The organism is Microcoleus sp. S13C4 (assembly GCF_036700865.1).
Taxonomy (GTDB): domain Bacteria; phylum Cyanobacteriota; class Cyanobacteriia; order Cyanobacteriales; family Microcoleaceae; genus Microcoleus.
The window spans coordinates 1-21,397 of record NZ_JAUBPS010000008.1 but is presented as its reverse complement, the minus strand read 5'-3'; the positions used below and the strand labels follow the sequence as shown (position 1 = coordinate 21,397).

Sequence of the window (21,397 nt, the reverse complement as noted above, 5' to 3'; positions counted from 1 at the left end):
TTTTCCATGTAACAAGCTTAAAAAAAACAAGTTTGGTTAAGTATTCAATAATTTTTGTGGATAAGTTTTAAGTTTTAATTGTGGAGGCGATCGCCATCCGGTGAGACAAGACAGAACCGGGATCGGCATGAAAAATCTGACTTGAGCGCGATATTTGGCAACGCAACTGCGTGCTATACCGATATGTGCATCTAAAAATTACTTTATGAAATCCCCAAGACTGTCCGACACAACCAACTCAGCCTTAACGAAGGAAAACCGGCTGCACTTAGAGCGACTGGTGAGCGCTGCGGCACTGACACCCGCAGAAATCAATGCTGGCAGCGATGCAGTTAGCGGGTTGACTAAAAACCCCAAATCCCTGCCTCCAAAGTATTTCTACGACGATCGCGGCTCAAACCTGTTTGAGTTGATTTGCCAGTTGCCGGAATACTACCTGACACGCACTGAGACGGCGATTTTGCAGGGGTGCGCGGGGGCGATCGCAAATTTAACGGGTCCCTGTGAAATTGTGGAACTCGGAAGCGGCAGTTCCACCAAAACTCGGATTCTCCTCGATGCTTACAGTCAACTGGAATATCCCCTGCACTATTTGCCGATCGACATCAGTCCTACTATCCTAGAAAGCAGCGCTTGTCAACTGTTGGCAGATTATCCGTCGCTCCAGATTCACGGACTTGTCAGCACTTACGAATTAGCCTTAGCTAAAATTGCACCGTCGCCGTTGCCAACCCGAATGATTTGTTTTCTAGGCAGTACCCTCGGCAATCTCAACGCTCAAGAATGCGATTTATTCTTCTCGCAAATTGTCGGTGCGTTGCAGCCAGGAGAGTATTTTTTGCTGGGAATTGACTTAGACAAATCTAAGGATATTTTAGAGCCTGCCTACGATGACAGTCAAGGAGTAACGGCAGCATTTAACTTGAATATGCTGCGGCATTTAAATCGGAGGTATGAGGGAAATTTTGATTTGGCGCAGTTCGAGCATTGGGCTTTTTACAATCAAGAGGAATGTCAAATTGAAATGCACTTGAAAAGTAAAAAAGCGCAAAAAGTTCAGTTACGCGCTCTCAATTTAACGGTTGAATTTGCAGCGGGAGAAACTATCCGCAGCGAAATATCGCGCAAGTTTAATCTCAATACTGTAAAGCAAGAACTTTCGCAGCGTGGTTTAATGCCTGTGCAGGTTTGGACAGATCCAAATCAGTGGTTTGGCTTGATGCTTTGCCAGATGTCAGAAGTTAATAAATGAGTTTTTCAGATATTACCCACACTCAGGACACGGCAGGGGGCCGTGTCCTCAATTTCTTCCTCAATTTCTTCTGTGTTTTCGATGGTTCTGAATTCAGCTTATCCTGTTACCAATTCCCAATTCCCAATTAACAAATCGGCCGCTGTCCGGGTTTTACGGCGTGAATGTACTCACTGCCCGAGGTCGGCCATCCCCGCTTATAATAAGCTTCCTCCGGCTTCCCCCAGCCCAACTGCAACAAAATTTCTAGAAAATCCAACTTTTCCCACTTCCAGAGACTAGCCCATTCTGTGCGCTGGGCTATAGCCTCTACATCAACCGGCTCGATCGATCGAAAATCCTTTCCGCTGTTAACACTTAAATACAAATCCATCCCGGCAGTTACCTGCTGCCAGAATTCCAACATAGCAATCTTAGCTGCCTTCAACGTAATCAAATCAACCGGTAGAGCTATTAATTCGTCATCCACTGCCGGATAGCGTAGAGTATTGCCTTTAACCGCAATTTCCCGCCAGACAATCCCAGAAACTTGATGTTCCCGCTGGTATTCGTGTACGGCTGCCTTAAAATTTTGATAAGCAGTAAACTTCTGTACGCCCTCAGATTTGAGAAAGCGGTCAATCACGGGGTTGCCTGTAGCAGGAGTTTCAGTCAAGTTGAGGCGCCGCCCATACAAGCAGGCTTGGCGCTCTTCTTCGAGGATTTTAATGAGTTCCGCCGTGCTGTAGACCTTGGACATCTTTATTCAGGCAAAATCAAGATATTGGCTGATATTCGGCTGGTTTTCTCAACTAATCTTCGGTAAAGATAGTTTGGTTGTTCAGGGCAATATTTAGTTTTGCCGTTATTCTAACTTTTCTTCGTGCTTAATTCTAGTTTGATAGTTTACAGGAGCCGAGCCGAGAAATCGCGACAGCCTCTTAAAAAAAGCAGTTAAGAGGATACCGAATCACGAAGTAGACGGGGAAATGCACCGCAGACGTACCGGGCGGGATTTTTCGCCAAAAACAAAGCCCCCTCGAAGGAGGGGGCAAAACTGATTTAGAGGTTTGGGAGTTTTAGTTGATGGGTCGATCGAACAACCCGAAAAAAAAGCAGCATTCGCACCTGCCGTCAACTACCAAAACTCAAATTTTCAGTCTCAAAGCTTAGTAGCGTCCGCGTGAAGAGCGATCTTTGTCGCCCCAGCCGCCGCCACCGCCCGAGGGGCGTTTGTTGTCTTCGCGAGGTTTGGCTTTGTTGACTTTCAAGTCACGGCCCATCCATTCAGCACCGTCTAAAGCTGCGATGGCTGCTGCTTCTTCTGCCTCGCTTGCCATTTCCACAAAAGCAAAACCTCGCATCCTGCCTGTTTCCCGGTCCATTGGCACTTGGACGCGGCTTACAGTACCGTACTCGGCAAATACTTCGTTGAGGTCGTCTGATGTTACCTCATATGAAAGATTACCCACGTAAATCGACATAAAATCTCCAGAATCATTAGGGTGCAGAGACTTAGATTCGGAGAGACGCTTGTAAATAAACACCAACAAACTACGCCACCGAATTTAATTCTTGGAAAACCACTATAACATGAAGCCAGCAGAATCAGCAATTGGCTGTCATAATTTTCAATTTTGGGTGCCCTGGGCTAATCGCCAACAGCAAGTATTCGTGATAACTGACATCTTACACTCTTGGCGTCATCCGCTTGGTTTCTTGCAGCGCGATCGACCTGATATCTGAGATTTTTCGTCGCTGTTACCAGGTTGATTGGGTCTGATTGAGAACAGTGCCTGAGATTGAGTTATAACTGACATCTGGCACTGTTCTCCCTACGCAAGCATCCTGACCGTTCCACCAGAGATAAATGTTTTTAGCCCAGGATTAATCTTCCGACTCAATCTCCCCTCTTCCATCTCCCGTCTCTCATCGCATCCGATTTAGCACCAGAGAATGACGGTTCCCCAATAATTATCAAAAGAGTTATTAGCCATATCTACGCGCATTTTATACATATATAGCAATCCTCGCATCATTTGTGAATTTCTTACCGACTCAGAGCGAGTTCGGGGAGGGTTGGGGAGGGGTAAAAATTTTACGACTCCTGCAAGGATTGCTATAGCGATCGTAATTATTTCTATAATATTTCCCTTTTATTCATTTTTTAAGGCTTTGTGTAGTTTCTCTATTTGCTCTTTCTCTAAGAGGATTCTATGCTGTCATTTTTACACTAACTACATGAAGTTTGTTTTCGATTATACCGTATCTAAATGCCTAACAGCTTATGTCCTTGGAAAGATGCGATCGCACGGCTGCCTCCCTAGGATTGTAAGAATTGAAAGCCCACAGTCCACAAAGATTGTCTGGTAGAGACAGAAGCAAGCCTAGACAAAAGAGCGTGGAGCAATTACAGAGGATTTTAGATGGTTATAAACAGTTCATTGACCCGCCCCTTGGCTGTCGTGACGGGTGCCTCTAACGGTATCGGCTATGAACTCGCCAAACAGTTCGCTCAAAACGGCTTCGATCTCCTAGTCACAGCCACCGGATCGAGCATCAATGAAGCGGCTCAAGCCTGTGAGGGACTCGGTGCCCAAGTCGAGACAGTGCAGGCAGACCTCGCTACCTACGAAGGTGTTGAGACGCTCTACAACCAGATTAAAGCGGCTAATCGGCCAGTGGATGCGATCGCAATTAATGCAGGTGTCGGCGTCGGCGGCGACTTTGCCCGCGAGACAGACTTGAAGGACGAACTAAATCTGATTAACCTCAACGTTGTCTCGTCTGTGCATTTGGCTAAACGGGTAGTTAAGGATATGGTCGATCGTGGCCAGGGACGGATTCTATTCACTTCCTCAATTGCCGCCCTAATGCCGGGGCCATTCGAGGCAGTCTATGCAGCATCCAAAGCATTCATCCACTCGTTTTCGGAGGCACTCCGCAATGAGTTAAAAGATACAGGTGTAACTGTCACCTCGCTCATGCCCGGCCCAACCGATACTAACTTCTTCCATCGGGCGGGAATGGACGACACGAAGGCGGGCGCAGACAAGAAAGACGACCCGGCCGAAGTTGCCAAGCAGGGATTTGAAGCCTTGATGGCCGGTAAGGACAACATCATTGCAGGTTCACTCAAGACAAAGATTCTGGCCAGCGCGAGCAAGGTTTTGCCTGATACCGTTAATGCCGAAATGCACCGCCAGCTTACTGAACCGGGTTCTGCTAACCCATAATTTCCCCCCGTCTTACTATTCTTATGTGCAGATTTAAAGAAAGTAAACATCGCAGATAATGGCAAGATTGCAGCCGATAAAAGCGTGTTTACTTCTCCCAGTATTGGCGAGTTAGCACAGTTTTATCAGGCGTTCATCGATGGCATTATGCAGCATCGGCATTAAATGCGAACTGAGGAATAAATGGTTATAGCCTAAGTAATGTAATACAGAATATTTATGCAAATTCATCATCTCAATTGTGGCTGTATGTGTCCCATTGGTGGGGCGCTTTTCGATGGCTTCAGTCGGGGTTTGACGGCTAACCTCGTCTGCCACTGTCTCCTCGTTGAAACGAATCAGGGACTTGTTCTGATCGATACCGGCTTCGGACTTCGGGATATCCAGTCGCCTTACTCCCGGCTCAGCCCGTTTTTCGTCCATTTTAATAACATCCAGTTCGATCGCAAGTACACGGCCATCCATCAAATTGAACAGCTCGGATTTTCACCAAGCGATGTGCGCCATATTGTGCTAACCCACCTCGATTTCGATCATGCCGGTGGTCTAGAGGATTTCCCGGAAGCCACGGTACACGTCATGCAGGCTGAAATCGATGCGGCACAGGATCGGCACGGTTTCATCACAAAAAGGCGCTATCGTCCGGGGCAGTGGGATGAAGTCAAACGCTGGAAATACTATTCGGCGGGGGGCGAACCTTGGTTTGGTTTTGAAGCTGTCCGCGACCTCGACGGGTTGCCGCCAGAAATTTTGCTAATCCCGTTGGTGGGGCACACGCGCGGTCATGCTGGCATTGCCATTGATACACCCGAGGGCTGGCTCCTGCACGCAGGGGATGCCTATTTCTACCGACACGAGATGGATGCAGCTAACCGACGCTGCACACCCGGTCTGCGCGCCTACCAATGGATGATGGAGGTCGATCGCAAGGCTCGGTTGCTCAATCAAGGCAGGCTGCACGCATTATCGGTGCAGCATAGTAAAGATGTGCGCCTGTTTTGCAGTCACGATGCTATTGAGTTAAAAGCCTTTGCTGACGGGTCTAGTAGCTCTTAAAACTAGAAATTTCATCCTTACTATTGATTAGGCAAAGTAGGCGGTTGGGGAAGTTGCAGCGGTACTGCGCTTAACACTCAACTATTCAGTTTTCCCACCCCTCCTTCTACAGTCAACAGTCAACAATCAACAATGATTCCGGTCTAACCGGAATTGATGTTACCACTTTCCTGACATCGCGCCCTTAAGCCTCAATTCCTCTCGACTGACTAAAGCTTCGTAGTAATCGGGTTTGATTTCGAGGGCGACTCCGTAAGAGCTAATAGCATCTTGAGTTCGCTGCAATTTTTGCAAAACGTCGCCCCGCTGGGCCCAAGCTTCCCAGTTGTCTGGCTTGAGTTGAATCACTTGGTCAAAAGCGACGAGTGCTTGGGAATAATTCTGCATTTCCCCTAGGATCAAACCTCGGTGTACCCAGCCTTGATAGTTATCCGGCCAGACAGTAATTGCTCGATCGTATGATGCTAGAGCTTGTTCGTACTGCTGCAATTTTGACAAAGCGTTGCCGCGTTTCAACCAAGCTTCAAAATTGTCTGGCACGATTTTTAGTACGCGGTTGTAAGCTGCGACGGCTTCTTCGTAACGCTGCAATTTTTCCAGCGCTGCGCCTTGCTGCAACCCTACTTTTGATGTAATTTCTGCTTCTGAAGTCAGAGAGATTACTTTATCAAAACAGGCGATCGCTTCTTCGTATTGCTGCAATTTTTCCAGAGCTTCGCCTCGCAAGTTCCAAGCTTCTAGAAAATTACCTTCAATTTGTAGGGCATTACTGTAAGCGATAATTGCCTCTTTGTAGCGTTCCAATCCTGCCAGGGCGATGCCTCTACCGAGCCAAGCTTCGGGAAAATTCGGATTAATTTGAACGGCTTGGTCAAAAGCTGCGATCGCCCCTTCAAAATCTCTCGATTCTGACAGTGTTTGACCGCGCCCGATCCATGCTTCGGGATAAAAAGAATTAATTTGAATTGCCCGATCGAAACAAGCAATTGCCGCGTCGGCCCACTGGTGTTTGAGGGCCATTCCTTTATAAAACCAAGCTTCGCAATCGTTGGGCTGCATTTGCAGTACGCGATCGTAAGCTGTCACCGCTTCTGCATATTTGTGCAATTTTGCTGAAGCAATGCCCCGATTGAACCAAGCCAGAGTATTTTGTGGTTGCAGTTGAATGGCGCGATCGTAAGAAGTTACAGCTTCAGCGTAGCGTTCGGCTTTCATCAAAGCCAAACCTCGGTTCAGCCAAGCTTCCCAATTAGTCGGGACGAGTTTCAGCGCGCGCTCGAAAGCGGCCACGGCTTCAGGATAGCGCTCCGCTTGAACCAACACGTTGCCTTGCCGATACCACATGGCGGGCAAATTCGGATGAAGTTGGGTTGCTTTTTTGTAACAGGTTGCGGCTGCATCCCACTGCTGCAATTCCTCTAAAACTCTGCCCCGCTGATACCAAGCTTCGTGCTTTTCTGAATTGATTTGAATTGCGGTGTCGAAAGCCGCGATCGCTTCTGAGTGATTTTGCAAACTTAACAGCCCTGTCCCGCGAAGCATCCAAGCCCAGTATTCTTCGGGATTAATTGCTGTAGCTCGATCGGCGCAGGCTACGGTTTCTGCGTAGGAGTGCAGTTGCTTGTAAGCTTTGCCCAGATTCAGCCACGCCCTGGCCCAGTCCGGCTTAATTTGAACCGCTTTTCCGTAGCAAAGGACTGCCGCTTCGTACCTTCCCGATGCGTACAATCTATTGCCCCGATCGTAATCTGGAAATGCTGCCAAAATTCTTAAAATCGGCGGCAGCAAAGCTGGTTGGGGGTTTGAGGAGTTTTCTGTAGCCGAAGTCGAGAGGTCTGGCATACGCCTTTCACATAAAAAATTTAGTGGGATAACAAGCTTGCGGTCTTATATATTAACTTATGCTTTTCTTAATCTCGCTGCTGTTTTGAAACAAATTTAGCATATCAGGCTTGATGCGACACATCATTTTTACTTAATTCGAGTAGGTATAAAATTATGCACCCTTCCCACTGTCGGTACACCGCTGTAAGATACGGTCAGTCGATTTTCGATTTTCGATTTTCGATTGACTCCACAGATGAATCTGGGAGCTTGAACCAGAGTCTAAAATTTGGATCTCTCCCACGACGAGTGTCGGAAACTTGTATCCGTTTTGGGCGAGGTCAGGACACAAGCACATAATCTCCTCATTCAGGTTTAAAACCAAATTTAAGATGCTAGAGTTGGACGCGCTTTTAGATTTCACGGACTGTGATGGGGAGTTGATCGACTCGCACCCTAATTATTGGTACGAAGGCCGTTGTCCTCAAAGCGGCGAGTTGCTTAGACTGCCGCGTACTCGAATGTCCCAGGATCTCGCTCGGGGTTTGATGCAGTACCTTGCTGCTGACGATTCCTACGATCGCGAAGGCAAGATGTACGGCATATTACTGGTGGAGATGCCTTCGGGGGAACAGGGGATACTCAAAGCATTTTCCGGGCTGCTGAACGGTTGCAGCATTGTTGAGGGCTGGGTGCCACCGATTCCGGGACGAGATCGAGTTGCTTTTGAGGAAGCCCGCACCTTAACTCAATTGGAGGCGATGAAACAGGAACTTATTGCACTGAATCAACTCCCGCAGCGACAAGAGTATGAAGCCTTATTTCGGGAGTTTGAAGTGCAAATGCAAGTTTTGAGCGATCGCCACCGCAATTGCAAGCAGCAGCGAGATGAAAAACGCCAGTTACTGTGTCAAACTCTCGCAGCAGAAACACTAGAAGTTGCCCTCGAACAACTGAATCAAGAAAGTCGTTTGGAGAAAATTGAACGCAAGCAATTAAAACGGCAGCGGGATGAAACATTGGAGCCGCTAAAACAATTAATTGAAGCTGCGGATGGGCGGATGCGGGCGCTGAAACAGCGGCGAAAAGAACTTTCTCGCGAACTTCAGACGCAAATGCACGCGGCTTACACTCTGGTGAATTTTTTGGGGAAATCGCGATCGATCTCTTCATTGATGCCAACCAATTCTATTCCGACTGGCACCGGCGACTGTTGCGCGCCAAAATTGCTCCACTGTGCGGCAGTACACAATCTGAAACCGCTGGCAATGGCTGAGTTTTGGTGGGGGCCGCCATCGGGGGATAAGATTCAGGGAGAATTTTATGGCGCTTGTGGCGATCGGTGTCAGCCGTTGATGGGTTTTTTGCTGTCAGGATTGGCTCAAAATCCGATTGTTTCTAATATAAATCAGGGTTTGACGGGCGGGCTAGAAGCCCACCGCACAAGCAATAATGTTTATTGTGCAACGGGCATCTTGCCCGTTACACAAATGCTACCGATTATTTATGAAGATAAATGGTTAATTGCGGTTAATAAACCCTCTGGGTTGCTGTCAGTTCCTGGTCGTTATCTGGAAAATCAAGATAGTGTTTTCAGTCGTTTGCGTAACTTGTTGCCGGATAGTTTGGGTTTGACGGCGGTGCATCGTTTAGATTGGGAAACATCTGGGATTTTGCTATTGGCGCGGGACAAAGAAACTAGCATTCAACTCAGGCAGCAATTTGCAAAAAAGCAGGTTCACAAAGTTTATGAAGCGGTGCTTTCGGGTACTGTAAAAATTGAGGCGGGGACGATCGATCTCCCACTTTGGGGCGATCCAGAAAATCGCCCTTACCAGCAAGTCAATTGGGAGTGCGGAAAACCCAGTGTTACTCGCTTTCAGGTAATGGCGAGGGAGGGAAATTGCGATCGCGTCGAGTTTTTGCCACTGACGGGACGCACGCATCAATTGAGGGTTCATGCAGCGGATGTTCGAGGGTTGGGGATACCGATTTTGGGCGATCGGCTTTACGGATGTCGGGCTGCTGCGAAGCGGCTACACTTGCACGCGCGGGAACTTTCGTTTGAGCATCCGCAGTTGGGAGAAAGGCTATACCTACAGACAGAAACACCATTTTGAGCTAAGGGCGATCGGGCAACGAAGGATAGTTGAGCAGTAGGAATTACAGATAGAGGCAGGACATATTTATTGTTGAGTAATCGGAGCAACAAATGGGGGGACTTCAGCTTAAGTTGTCACCCATGATTAGAGCCGGGAATAAGCTACTTATTACTGATTACTTCTTACTTCTTTTATATCGCATTACTCGGAAATCTCTGCTTCAAAACTGGCATTACCGGACAAGGTTTTTGCTCCTGCAAATTCTCGGGTTTGTTCCAAGTAAAAGGCCCTTTTTTCTCCGCCGCCATCCACAGTAAGCTTTTTGCTCGCGTCATCGCCACATAAAGCAGTCGAAACTCTTCTGCTGTTTTCAAATAACCTGCTTGTTCCCAGGCTTCGCCTAGATTTGGCAAAGGATATTTTTCGTGCAAACTGGCTCGAATTTGTGCTCTGGCTACCTCTGCTAAAGTGAAATCTCCTAAAAATCGGGTTTGCGGCAAAACTCGCAAATTTCCGGGGATTGTTTGTTCGTGCAGAAACGGCAAAAATACGCAATCCCAATCCAATCCTTTGGCTTTGTGCATGGTAATAATTGTGAGTTGACCTTTGCTGGTATAGCGTTCTTCTATTTTGTCGTCTGCATCCACAGGTTCAAATCTTTCGGAACTGACAATTTCGCTCAGTACATCCAAAATATTCCGCATTGAATTGTTGCCGGCTGTTTGGATTGCTACCCGTTCTGCTAATTTGTCGGCGGTGGCTAATTCTGTTTGGTCGTATTGCAGCGCTAAGGCTAAGAAGGAAATGATTTGGTAGGGTGGAAGTTCTAAGCTGGCTTGCAGCAAACCGCAGCAAAAATAGCGGCATTTGCGAACGGGGTCGGACTGCTGCGGGTCTAGCGGGCCTGGGTAAAGAAATTGCTCAGGGCTAGTCGCAAAAGCATTGTAGTCTTGTTTGGGGATGAGTTGTCGATCGCTCAAAATCTTTAAGGCTGCTTTCAGATAGTCTGGAGAGTGCGGGCGATCGAGAAATTGCAGCAGTGTTAAAATTTCCCAAGGTACTTGAGAATGTCTGTCGCGTTCTCCCACATCTTCAATTTTAATCCCGTATTTCCGCAAATCAAAGCTTAATCCGTGTTTTTGAGGATTTTCCAGCACTTCTTTGAGAAACTTACCTTGTTTGTTTTCCCGCACCAAAATAGCCATCGATTTCAGATTCTCTAACGGCAATTTTGCACTATTTTCCCCATCGCTAGCTTCACCGCCTGATTCGATATTTTTGCCCGTCTTTCCCAAATCAAACCCTGCAGGTAAAAATTCTTCTACTAACTCAATTACCCGCTTGCCAATTAACTCAACTGTATGGTAAATATCGCGGGGAGTATGCAATTCTAAGCCTCGACCAATGGGAGCCGGATTTGCATTCTGCTGCGGGTCATGGCTGGGGACTGGCTTAATAGTTTGGTCGCGAAAAGGCTTTTCATTTTTTGCTAATTCTGAGCCATTTACCCATTGCAACATAAAGTTAGCCGCATCGATAATTACTTGGGTGCTGCGACCTGCGCCGTCCATTGTCGCTAACTTATTCTCTACTTCGCACTCATCACAAAATTGGTTAAAGTAAATCGGGTCGGCGGGAGTGAAAGTAGAATTAATCGCTTGATTTGGGTCGCCAACCCTGATAAAATTGGGAGGTAAGGTAGGATGTTCGGGATCGATCGCCAATGTTTCCAAAAGCCGAGTTTGCAAAGGTGTAGAATCTTGGGCTTCGTCCTCAAAAACGGCAAATACTTGCTTTTGCTCGATCGCCCTCGCCCTCGGATTTTCCAACACCCGCAAAGCGGCTAAAATCATCTCGTCGTAATCGATGAATTCCCGACTCCTCAACAAAGCTTGATATTTTTGATATAAACCCCCAGCTACTGCTAAAATCTCATAACCGTCCCCAGTATCCAGAGCACTCATTTCTAACAACTGTTCTGGAAATAAACCCGAAGATTTAGCCTCGTGAATCACAGTTTTAGCTACCTGTGGCAAAATTTCTGTCCGCAAAACCGATTGTCGCCGCAGCCTCTCCGTTTCCTCTCCATCGAATTGCTGTCCTTCCAACAAAACTTGATATCTGCGGGGATTTTCCGCAATCCAAAGTTCTACACAGGTACGAATTAATCGGTGACTTTGAGTGGGAGTAACTAAGGTTGAATTTTCTAAATTTAAACCCGACAAATCTGGATGCCGCATCGCAATATTCAAAGCTAAACCGTGCAAAGTGTGCACCGCAAAACCGCCTTGAGATAAAGATAATTCTGCCAATCTTTCCCGAATTTTAGCTTTAATATTAGCAGCAGCCGATCGCGTAAATGTCACGACAATTAACTGGCGGCGGTTGTGAAGCTGGTTGCGGGCGATCGCAATTGCCGACGCAGCAGCCATTCCCGTAGACTTCCCGGCCCCCGGAACCGCCGAAACAGCAAGGGGGCCGCCTTGCCAATCCGCCATGTCCTGCTGCCCCGCACGCAAGCTTTCGCGAATTTTAAGGCAAGCTTGTTCTCGCAAAACGGCGGCAGAGTCTAACCCAGAGGAAATGTTGCCAGGGCGATCAATATTCGTTGTCGATCGCATAAAATCAGAATCAAATTCATCAGTCATTATTACATCCGCGTTTATCTGCGTTCATCTGCGGTTAAAAATAAAAAAATCTGCAACCTCTACCGTTTCCATTTTGGTATCGGCTAAACTAACACTATCTATTGAAGCTTAAATTAAAACCAGCATAAAATTCAATACCCAAGCCTTTGTTATAGGAATCACCCAAATGAAAACTCACCTCAAAATCAATTCCCCCCCGCCCAAGCCAAACTCAAACCCAGCCAACAACAGCACAACTCGTTTTGCTGTGGTGGCATTCTTAACTTTATCTTCAGCCATTGCTTTGCCTAGCTGCGGAGGAGCTCAACTGTCCAGCGATACAGGCGGCGCAGCTTCACCCAGCAGCCGTGAAAACCAAGTTGCCGCATCGGCTCCACAATCGGCACCCGCACCCGAGCCACCAGCCGAAAGGTCAAAAACTGCTGGTGTATCAAAAAAAGTCGCAGAAACTCCAGCAACCCGTCCCCAACTGATTAAAAAAGCCGAACTCAGTGTAGTTGTCAAATCTATTGATGCTAGCACTAAATCTGTTACTAATATTGTCGAAAAACAGCAAGGCGATATCTTGGGTTTTCAAAATCAAAAGCCCCCGGATTCGAGTGTCCGCCAAACGGCTTCTGTGGAGATTCGCGTGCCTCAAGAACGTTTAGAAACGACTTTAGACGCTTTGGCAAAACTCGGAAGTGTAGAGAACCGTTCTCTGACGGCTGAGGATGTTACCAATCAATTAGTTGACAACGAGGCTAGGCTGCGGAACCTCCGCAAATCCGAGGAAATGGTGTTAAAAATTATGGAGCGATCGGGCTCTGTCGGCGACGTGCTCAAAGCTGCTCAAGAGTTGAGCAATATTCGGGAGTCGATCGAACGCATTGACGCTCAGTTAAAAAGTTTGCGAACTCAAGTAGCCTATTCGACTATTAGCTTAACTCTAGAAGCAGCAGTATCGGCTCAACAAACTACGGAACCTTCTTTAGGTTTGCGGGTGCAGGAAACTTGGGGGAAAGCGACTCATTCGGTGGGTGAATTGACGCTCGGTTTATTTGGTTTGGGTATTTGGCTGTTGGCTTACAGTCCTTATTTTCTGTTAATTGCGGCTGCGGTTTACGGCTATAATCGATTTAAAAAACAGCATTCTGTTCCGCAAATTCAAGAACCGAAACCGCCTCAGTAGTCAGTTGTCAGTTGTCCGTAGTCAGTTGTCAGTTGTTCGTTGTTATTAGCTTTCCAGTCAACAGTCAACAGTCAACAGTCAACAGTCAACAGTCAACAGTCCACTGACATCTGACTAATCATCAATTTGCCATCCATCTTTGGTATAGTCTTCATCCACAATCTTTTTCGGACGCATCACCAGAACAACTCGCCCCAAAATAGGAATATCCGGGGATTGTTCAAACCAGTACAATTCTAAATTGCCAGCGTTATCGGCAAGGAAATAACTGTCAGCATCCCACTGTCTTTGGGCTCGATCGGCAATAATCAAAACTTCTTCTACTTTGCCTTGCAGCGGTACCGGCAATCGATCGCTCATGTCCAAAACCGCCACCGGATCTTCAGCGTTCAAAATTACTTGCCATCCGGGAATTGCCACCCAAGCTCCGGCTCCAGAAAATTTTACCATTCGGAATGGCTCGATTTCCTCCGGCAAAGGCACGGCCACCAAATCTGTCGTAGAAAGCGGCAATTTGCCCACAACCGGGACAACGCGGGGCAATTGTTCCTCAGAATCGAGCCTGTAGACGGGCAAGCGGGGCGCTTCCCGTCTGGAAACTACGGTAAAATCGACGAGCAACTGCTCGATTTGCGCCCTAGCGGTTGGGCTGCTAGCTAATTTTAAACCGCGAGCAATTAAGCGCGATCGCTCTTGCAAATCGCTTTTCTGTCTCGCTAATTGCCAGCATTGGTAAGCCATAGCATCGCCTGGAGTGTCTGTGAACCCTTGGGGGAGACTCCCGAAGTGCGAAAACTCCTTGATCGCTTTAGCAACTTGGCGAGCATCGTCAACATCCAAATTGTGGGTTAGCATCAAAGCTGCTGCCCCGGCCCGCTCTACTTGAGAGAGAATCCGAAACTCGTATAAGATATCACTACCTTTGCCCAGGAAGTGCGATCGAACTTCGTCTGAAGCCCCAGCATTGACCATGCTGGTGTAAACTTGGGCTGCGACGCTCACTTGATTTTGCTGAATTGGCTCAAAACCAGTTTCTTCAAAAATCCTTTGAGAGTTGTAGCCAGCTTTTAGCAGTGCAGTGCAGGCCTGTCCCCACTCTACCCAAGTGCCTTCTTTTCGGCGGAGCGATCGAATTAACTTTTCGGCATCCACAGCATTTGTGGAGGATGCAGATGCAGGAGGGGATGAATCTTGCGGTGTATCAGTCATAATTGAATCAAAAACCAGGGCTAAGTTATGTGTGATTGGATTACCGGCAAGGCTCGTGTCGCGGCAGAGCGATAGATTAATAGTAAGTGAGTTATGAGACTATTGTTACAGAATAGTTGCTCGCCTAAATTTACAAAGGGGAGTTTATCGTATTGTTATGGATAATGCCATTTCAGAGCTAGATCAAATTAAACGCCAGCTCATGACCCTACACAGACCGAAAAAGCCCAAAATGCTGGTAGTAGACGACGAACCAGACAATCTGGATTTACTCTACCGCACTTTCCGACGAGATTTTAACGTGCTCAAAGCTGAGAGCGGAATTCGCGCCTTGGAAGTCCTCGGCATCGAAGGCGAGGTCGCCGTCATCATTTCCGACCAGCGGATGCCCGAAATGAAGGGAACGGAGTTTTTGAGCAAAACCGTGCCCCAGTTTCCGAATACGGTCAGAATTATCTTGACTGGTTTTACGGACATTGAAGACTTGGTGGATGCGATTAACTCAGGACAGGTCTACAAGTATATCACTAAGCCTTGGGACCCGAACGAATTGAAAATGGTGGTGCAAAAGGCTGCCGAGACTTATGAAATTCTTAAGCAGCGGACTGAGGAATTGGATCGTGCCCAAAATCAAATACAACTGTTAGCAACAATCATGCAAACGGCTGTGGATTATCCGAGTTTGGAAGCAAGTTTAGACCCAATTGCTACTGCTATAAGTGATAACTTTTTGGCGGACTCTTGCATTTTACAACTGGTGGAAGGAAATGCTTTAATATCAGTCCAAGGCTGTCACACCACTGGTTCAACTGTGGAAAATTGGCTGGCAGATGACCCTCTGGTTCGAGAAGCAATTAGCTCTCAAACTATTCAGGGTGCTGTGAATATTGGGCTTGACACAGCCTTAGCGAGTCTGCCGCACTATCAGAAATCCGGCATTCAAGCTCACCTGACCATCCCGGTGATTCACAAAGGTCGATCGATCGCCCTGATTTCCATGCAGTGGAAGCAACCTTGTTCCCTGCGCCCCGACGAACTCACAACAGTTCACCTCGCCGCTCAAGAAGTTGCTTTGGTATTGACGAGTTTTAAGGGTCATTAGTCATTAGTCATCAGTCATGAGTCATCAGTCATTAGTCGGCTCTAAGTCTTGAGTTTAAAATGATAGCCAACCAATGACTCTCGACAAAAGCTCATCGCTTGCTAACAAATAAAAAAGCATTAATGACTGGCGACAGCATGACATGAATGCACGGATTAATTGTTTTTTCCGGCTGACCAATTACAAATTATCAATCACCAATGACAAATGAGAAATGACTAATAACGCCGAACAAATTAAAAATATATTTAATCGAATTGCACCAGTTTACAATCAATTGAACGACTGGTTGAGCTTTGGGCAACACCGGATTTGGAAGCAAATGGCGGTGAAATGGAGCAGTGCGGGCCCCGGAAATACTTGTTTAGACTTGTGCTGCGGTAGCGGAGATCTAGCTTTGCTGCTGGCAAAACAAGCAGGGCCGACCGGTTGCGTATTTGGAGTAGATTTTTCCCCCGAACAATTGGCCGTGGCTGCCAGGCGCGATCGACCTTTTCTCACCCCTGCCAGTCCCATTTCCTGGGTAGAAGCTGACGCCCTAGACTTGCCTTTTGCCGACAATTACTTCGACTGCGCCACAATGGGTTACGGCCTGCGTAACGTGACTGACATCCCCCGCAGTCTTCAGGAATTGCACCGCGTACTCAAACCCGGTGCCAAAGCAGCTATTCTCGACCTCCACCGCCCCAGCAATTCCCTAATGCGGAGCTTTCAGCAGTTTTATCTAGACACTCTCGTAGTGCCCATTGCTCAGCAATTTGGCATGACTCAAGAATATGCCTACATTAATCCTAGTTTAGAAAAATTCCCGATCGGCAAGGAGCAAGTGGCGATCGCCAACAAAGCCGGATTTGCCGCCGCCACCCACTACCCCATTGCCGGAGCTATGATGGGAGTATTGGTACTCGGCAAAGCAATTTAAAATTAAAAAGGCTTGCAGTCTATATCAGCTATCTAACTATAGGGTGCACCGATCCCTGTGCACCTTACCCTATTTTTAATCCTTTATGAATCCGTCTGACATTTGGCTGTTGGTTGCCCCACCTGTAGTGGGAGGAATTATTGGCTATTTCACTAACGATATAGCTATCAAAATGCTGTTCCGCCCCTATCGAGCTATTTACATCAAAGGGCGGCAGTTGCCTTTCACTCCAGGCTTGATACCCCGCAATCAAGAGCGCTTGGCAAAGCGAATTTCCGACACAATTATGGGTTCGCTGCTGACGCCACAGGAGCTGCAAAACTTAGCGCGCCGCCTCCTGCAAACCGAGCGGATGCAGTCGGTGATTCTCTGGCTGTTGCAGTTGGCGCTGGATCAGGTAAAAGCAGACGCAGAGCAAAAAACCGCTAAAATTCTCGCTAACATTCTGCGAGATTTGCTGGGGGAATCTGTGCCGCGAATTCTCAAAGTTTTGGCGCGCCGGGAAGATTTTTTAGAAGCTCAGCTAAATCAAATTTTTGACCAAGTTTTGCTGGAGATTCAGCTAACGGAAGCTCAGGCGGCTCAGCTTGCTGAGTGGTTGTTGCAGGTAGTAATACCCCCGGAAGTGCTGCGGCAGGCTTTAATTGACTTTTTGACGGATCGCAATATTTCGATTATCGATGAAGGGTTTCGAGAAAAAACCAGCGGCACTTATTGGGTAGTAGCAAATTTGTTTGGTTTGCGGAACACTTTAACTCGGCTGCGGACTTTTTGTCTGGATGACAGAGAAGCGACAAATCAGCGGTTAGCAGAGTTAACTATTTCTTTGGGAATTCGCGGGCGAATTCAGGAATGGCTGCAAAATTTGTCGATGCAAAATTTACCGGTTTCGACTGTGAGACAGTTGCGAAAAACTATGCGCGACAGCGTTCGCACCTACGTTCAACAGCGCGGTACAGAGGTACTTGAGGGGTTGAGCAAATCTATTGACTGGGAAAATATTTCCCGGTTGCTTCTCAATCGCTTGCAAACTTCAGCGGTGATGAGTGCTTCCCTGGAAATTGTTAGCAAAGAACTTGCTTTGGTTTTAGAGCGCTATTTAGAGCGGGATTTAGAAAATATTGTAGCTCAGGCTATCCCAATTTTGAATATCGACCAGGTGATTGTCGATCGAGTAAAAGGTACTTCTCCTGAAGAGTTGGAGTTAGCAATTCAGGGAATTGTCCAAAGCGAATTGCAAGGAATTGTAAATTTAGGAGGTCTTTTGGGTGTTTTTGTCGGCTGTTTGCAGACAGTTGTGGTTTGGATTCAGCGATGATTTATTTCGGCAGTTGTGAGATATTTGTTGTAGTCTAATATTCACTCGAATTACGCCCACAGTACCAAAAACGCGGTTTTTCGGCAGTAGTTGCCACCTCAGCCAGAGGGTTTTTGGTAGAAACCGGGTTTTGTGACCCCATCCTAATTTACCTATTTCCTAAATCTATGCCAGCCCCAAATTCGGACGATCGTACATACATCCCCAAAAACCCGCGCAACCTCAGCCGCCAACAATACGAGCGTTTAACCGCAGAAATGGCCACTCCCTACCGCCCTCTGCGACAGTTTGTTTACGTAGCTTGTGGCGCTTCGGGCTTTATCGGGGGCTTGGTTTTCCTCGCTAAAATTGCCTCTGGCCGGGAAATTGGCTCTGCTTTGCCTAATTTTGCCCTCCAAATCGGAGTTGTGGCCCTGATGGTGTTCCTGTTTCGCTGGGAGCAGCGCGCCGAGAGCCGAGCCCCGAAGGGGAAGTAACAAAAATTTACAAATCGAGACAAAAATCTATTTGAGGCAAAGAAAAGTTAGAAAGATAAAGAAAATATTACGAAATCCTGGTTTCCTAGCGATCCCTGTCATACTCAAAAAGTGGGTTCAATTGGGGTCAGCAAATTTAAAGGCCCTAGTCATAAACCGCTTGTAATTCGTTCAATTGGGGTCAGCCTCATAAAGACCCTAAATATATCAAATAAATTTAAGCCGAGCGCCAGCCTTCACTAATAGAAGAGCTGGCTTTCGGCATTTTGGTAGGATCGGGAGATTGAAGATGTGTCACAGTCGAATTAGAAAAAGATGTTCGGAGATTTTACTATGAGCGGGTCATTTTTCCAAGGGCGGTGGACGTTATTTTTAGCAGCAGGCGTGGGAATAGTATTTTACAGCAATGCTGCGGCGGCGGCCGAAAAGGTAGTGCTCAAATACAGTGCGATCCGAATGACTTTACCCGTCAGCGAATTAGAAATTTTTGCAGAAACTGGGCAAATGTCGCCCGGTTTAGAAATGCTGCTGGGAAAAGCCAAAAAAGACCCGCAAGTGGTTCGCAACAGTCTGACGAGACCGGTGAAAGTGAGTCAAAGCTTTTTGGATCGGACGCTCAACAGTAAAGTTGGGGAAATAATTCTCGATGAAGTGGGTCAGGTAATTCGCACTCCTTCTGGGAATGCAAATCGAGAAGCTTTGCGCGAGGCCTTGGTGCTTTCTGCAACTAATGATAACGAGATTACCCTGCTGGAAGCGATGAAGAATTATCCGACTCCAGAGGTTTATGTTGAGGGCGATCGCTTAGTTGAAGCTTACGGCAAGCTTGTAGCTTTGTCTGAACAATTGGGTGGCGTTTCAGAACGGCTGCAAGATATTTTGAACAGAATTCGCCTGCCTAGACTGTAGCGGATTTTGGCAAGGAGGGTTGATTCGTGCGATCGCAGAATATTGCTGAACCTGCATCAATTACAGGGGAGTTACATTTTTTTTGTGCAAAATTTGCCTAATTTTGACACGACTTAAAAAAAAGAATGCAACGGTAGACAAGCTCCAAACCTGACGGTAATCAGGCATTCCCAATTCTCCAATCTAAAATCTAAAATCTAAAAGGGTATAAGTTGGCTGTAAAGGAAGTGTCCGGATAAACGTTCGATGGTTTACACAAATTTAAAATAAAATATATGTATATTTTGATTAATAAAACTATTGAAGAATAAAAAACCGGGCAAGAGCTTGTGTATCGCCCATAAACTGAAATACGATCGGGTGGACATTGCAGATTATCTATCTTAAGATAGAGCAACGCTGTCAGAGTCAGGCGCTTGGGGAAAAACCACGGGTAATTAGTAAGCTCGTGCTATAACAGACACTATTACGCAACCTATAGGCTAAAACTCTTGACTAAAAAAGTTGAAAAAAAAAAGTGAGAGACTGTATTAACTAACAGCACCTCAATTCCCAATAAAACCGTACTTGCCAGGATAGTCCACTTTCACTCTATAGACCGTATTTACTGGGTAACATTAGCAACATGAACAACAATCCTATTCGTTCAAAAGACCGTTTCTTGGTTTTCGGTGCTCCGGCGATCGAAGATGCTGAAATTCAAGAAGTGGTGTCAACCATGAAAACAGGTTGGTTGGGTACAGGTCCTAAAGTCATGAGTTTTGAAAATGACTTCAAAGCTTACAAAGGTTCCCAGTACGCGATAGCTGTCAATTCCTGTACCGCGGCACTGCACTTGAGCATCCTCGCTGCTTCGTTACAACCGGGGGATGAAGTTATTACTACTCCGATGACTTTTTGTGCCACAGTTAATGCGATTATTCACGCAGGCGCAACACCGGTACTGGCGGATGTAGATCCGGTGACTATGAATATTGACCCCGCTCAAGTCGAAGCTAAAATAACTCCAAAAACAAAAGCAATTTTGCCGGTTCACTTTGCAGGCCGTCCCTGTGACATGGATGCGCTTTGCGAGATGGCTCGCCGTCACAACTTGAAGTTAATTGAAGACTGCGCTCACGCGATCGAAACAGAGTACAAGGGACGGAAAGCAGGCACATTTGGCGACTTCGGATGCTTCAGCTTTTATGTTACCAAAAATATCACGACGGGCGAAGGAGGAATGATTCTCGTAGACAGTCAAGAATACGCCGATCGGCTCAAAATTTTGGCGCTGCACGGTATGAGCAAAGATGCTTGGAAGCGCTTCGGCGATTCAGGATACAAGCACTACCAAGTGGTGGAAGTCGGTTTTAAATACAATATGATGGATCTGCAAGCTGCGATCGGCATTCATCAAATGAAACGAGTCACCCCTTATTGGCAGCGGCGGGAGCAAATTTGGCAGCGCTACAACGAAGCATTTGCGGATCTGCCGATTACTTTGCCCGCAAACCCCGAACCGGATACAATTCATGCTTATCACCTGTACACCATTCTGGTAGATGAAGCCAAAGCAGGAATCAGCCGCGACGAGTTTCTCAACGCTATCAATGCTGAAAATATCGGTGTCGGCGTACATTACATGAGTATGCCGGAACATCCTGTCTATCAACAAATGTTTGGATGGCAGCCGGAAGACTATCCGAATGCTAGCTACATCGGCCTACATACAATTAGCTTGCCGATTTCGGCAAAATTAACAGATGCAGATGTGGAAGATGTAATTGCTGGTGTTAAAAAATGTTTGGCGATCGGCAAAACTAAAAATCCAGTTTTAGCAGGAGCAACACCAGGCTAAGGTTTTCAAGCAAGCGGCGATTAAAACAGCCCCTAACTGCTTCGCTAAAGGAAGCAGTTAGGGGTTGTTTCTCATAAATCTCAAATAGCCTGTGCAAGGTAATGATGTTAAGCTTTGTGGGGAAACTTCCCAGGCATTTGGGAGATGAAACCAGTCAATAAACCGCTCTCTAAGGAATGAGAATTATTAATAGATACTTCATACAAAAAAAAGAGAATTCGAGCTGGGGGAGTGACGACCCGCCCCAAACCCATAGTTAGTAAGGATTGAGCCAATTTGTGGTAAAAAAAGATAGGCAGCAGAATTATTACACGCTTGCCTATCCAAAAAATAATGATACTAAGATTCTACCA

The 21,397-nt window shown here is 46.8% G+C and carries 16 protein-coding genes; 11 read left to right on the top strand and 5 right to left on the bottom strand.

The genetic code is table 11. The annotated features are described in order from the left end of the window. The first annotated feature begins 205 nt into the window (after positions 1-205). Positions 206-1,252, top strand: a complete 1,047-nt coding sequence (gene egtD, locus QT996_RS05665) for an L-histidine N(alpha)-methyltransferase (RefSeq protein WP_333045163.1) — start codon at positions 206-208, stop codon at positions 1,250-1,252. Positions 1,253-1,379: 127 nt separating this feature from the next. Here the strand turns inward: egtD and QT996_RS05660 are convergent, their stop codons facing one another. Then, entirely contained in the window at positions 1,380-1,991 is a 612-nt protein-coding gene (locus tag QT996_RS05660; RefSeq protein WP_333045161.1) for a hypothetical protein, read from the bottom strand. Positions 1,992-2,400: 409 nt separating this feature from the next. Further along, positions 2,401-2,715, bottom strand: coding sequence for an RNA-binding protein (locus QT996_RS05655; RefSeq protein WP_333045160.1), 315 nt, complete (start codon positions 2,713-2,715; stop codon positions 2,401-2,403). A gap of 942 nt (positions 2,716-3,657) precedes the next feature. On the opposite strand from QT996_RS05655, the gene QT996_RS05650 reads away from it, so the two are divergent. After that, positions 3,658-4,467 (top strand): SDR family NAD(P)-dependent oxidoreductase, encoded by an 810-nt coding sequence (locus tag QT996_RS05650; protein WP_333045158.1) that lies wholly within the window; start codon positions 3,658-3,660, stop codon positions 4,465-4,467. Positions 4,468-4,686: 219 nt separating this feature from the next. Further along, entirely contained in the window at positions 4,687-5,523 is an 837-nt protein-coding gene (locus tag QT996_RS05645; protein ID WP_333045156.1) for an MBL fold metallo-hydrolase, read from the top strand. 159 nt (positions 5,524-5,682) lie between these two features. Here the strand turns inward: QT996_RS05645 and QT996_RS05640 are convergent, their stop codons facing one another. Then, positions 5,683-7,365, bottom strand: coding sequence for a tetratricopeptide repeat protein (locus tag QT996_RS05640; RefSeq protein WP_333045154.1), 1,683 nt, complete (start codon positions 7,363-7,365; stop codon positions 5,683-5,685). Positions 7,366-7,739: 374 nt separating this feature from the next. Here QT996_RS05640 and QT996_RS05635 point away from each other — a divergent pair, with 374 nt between their 5' ends. Then, on the top strand, positions 7,740-9,467 hold the full coding sequence (locus QT996_RS05635; protein WP_333045153.1) for a pseudouridine synthase: 1,728 nt from the start codon (positions 7,740-7,742) through the stop codon (positions 9,465-9,467). Positions 9,468-9,640: 173 nt separating this feature from the next. Here the strand turns inward: QT996_RS05635 and QT996_RS05630 are convergent, their stop codons facing one another. Then, positions 9,641-12,097, bottom strand: a complete 2,457-nt coding sequence (locus QT996_RS05630) for an ATP-dependent helicase (RefSeq protein WP_333045150.1) — start codon at positions 12,095-12,097, stop codon at positions 9,641-9,643. 166 nt (positions 12,098-12,263) lie between these two features. Between QT996_RS05630 and QT996_RS05625 the strand changes: the two genes are divergently transcribed. After that, positions 12,264-13,268 carry a DUF4349 domain-containing protein gene (locus tag QT996_RS05625; protein WP_333045148.1) on the top strand — a complete coding sequence of 335 codons (1,005 nt, stop codon included), beginning with the start codon at positions 12,264-12,266 and terminating at the stop codon, positions 13,266-13,268. Positions 13,269-13,382: 114 nt separating this feature from the next. On the opposite strand, the gene QT996_RS05620 is transcribed toward QT996_RS05625, so the two are convergent. Further along, positions 13,383-14,477, bottom strand: a complete 1,095-nt coding sequence (locus tag QT996_RS05620; protein WP_333045147.1) for a RuBisCO accumulation factor 1 — start codon at positions 14,475-14,477, stop codon at positions 13,383-13,385. A 157-nt stretch (positions 14,478-14,634) separates the two neighbouring features. Here QT996_RS05620 and QT996_RS05615 point away from each other — a divergent pair, with 157 nt between their 5' ends. The 6 genes from QT996_RS05615 (at position 14,635) to QT996_RS05590 (ending at position 21,044) form a co-directional block, all read left to right on the top strand. Continuing rightward, complete coding sequence (locus QT996_RS05615) at positions 14,635-15,579, top strand: response regulator (RefSeq protein ID WP_333045145.1); 945 nt, start codon at positions 14,635-14,637, stop codon at positions 15,577-15,579. A gap of 214 nt (positions 15,580-15,793) precedes the next feature. After that, entirely contained in the window at positions 15,794-16,501 is a 708-nt protein-coding gene (gene ubiE / locus QT996_RS05610) for a bifunctional demethylmenaquinone methyltransferase/2-methoxy-6-polyprenyl-1,4-benzoquinol methylase UbiE (RefSeq protein WP_333045144.1), read from the top strand. 85 nt (positions 16,502-16,586) lie between these two features. Continuing rightward, the gene (locus QT996_RS05605; protein ID WP_333045142.1) at positions 16,587-17,819 is read left to right on the top strand and encodes a DUF445 family protein; all 1,233 of its coding nucleotides are present in this window, start codon (positions 16,587-16,589) and stop codon (positions 17,817-17,819) included. Positions 17,820-17,986: 167 nt separating this feature from the next. Continuing rightward, positions 17,987-18,295, top strand: coding sequence for a DUF3493 domain-containing protein (locus QT996_RS05600; protein WP_333045141.1), 309 nt, complete (start codon positions 17,987-17,989; stop codon positions 18,293-18,295). A gap of 333 nt (positions 18,296-18,628) precedes the next feature. After that, positions 18,629-19,204, top strand: coding sequence for an alpha/beta hydrolase (locus tag QT996_RS05595; RefSeq protein ID WP_333045138.1), 576 nt, complete (start codon positions 18,629-18,631; stop codon positions 19,202-19,204). Between the two features lie 625 nt (positions 19,205-19,829). Further along, on the top strand, positions 19,830-21,044 hold the full coding sequence (locus QT996_RS05590; RefSeq protein WP_333045137.1) for a DegT/DnrJ/EryC1/StrS family aminotransferase: 1,215 nt from the start codon (positions 19,830-19,832) through the stop codon (positions 21,042-21,044). The last annotated feature ends 353 nt before the right edge of the window (positions 21,045-21,397 follow it).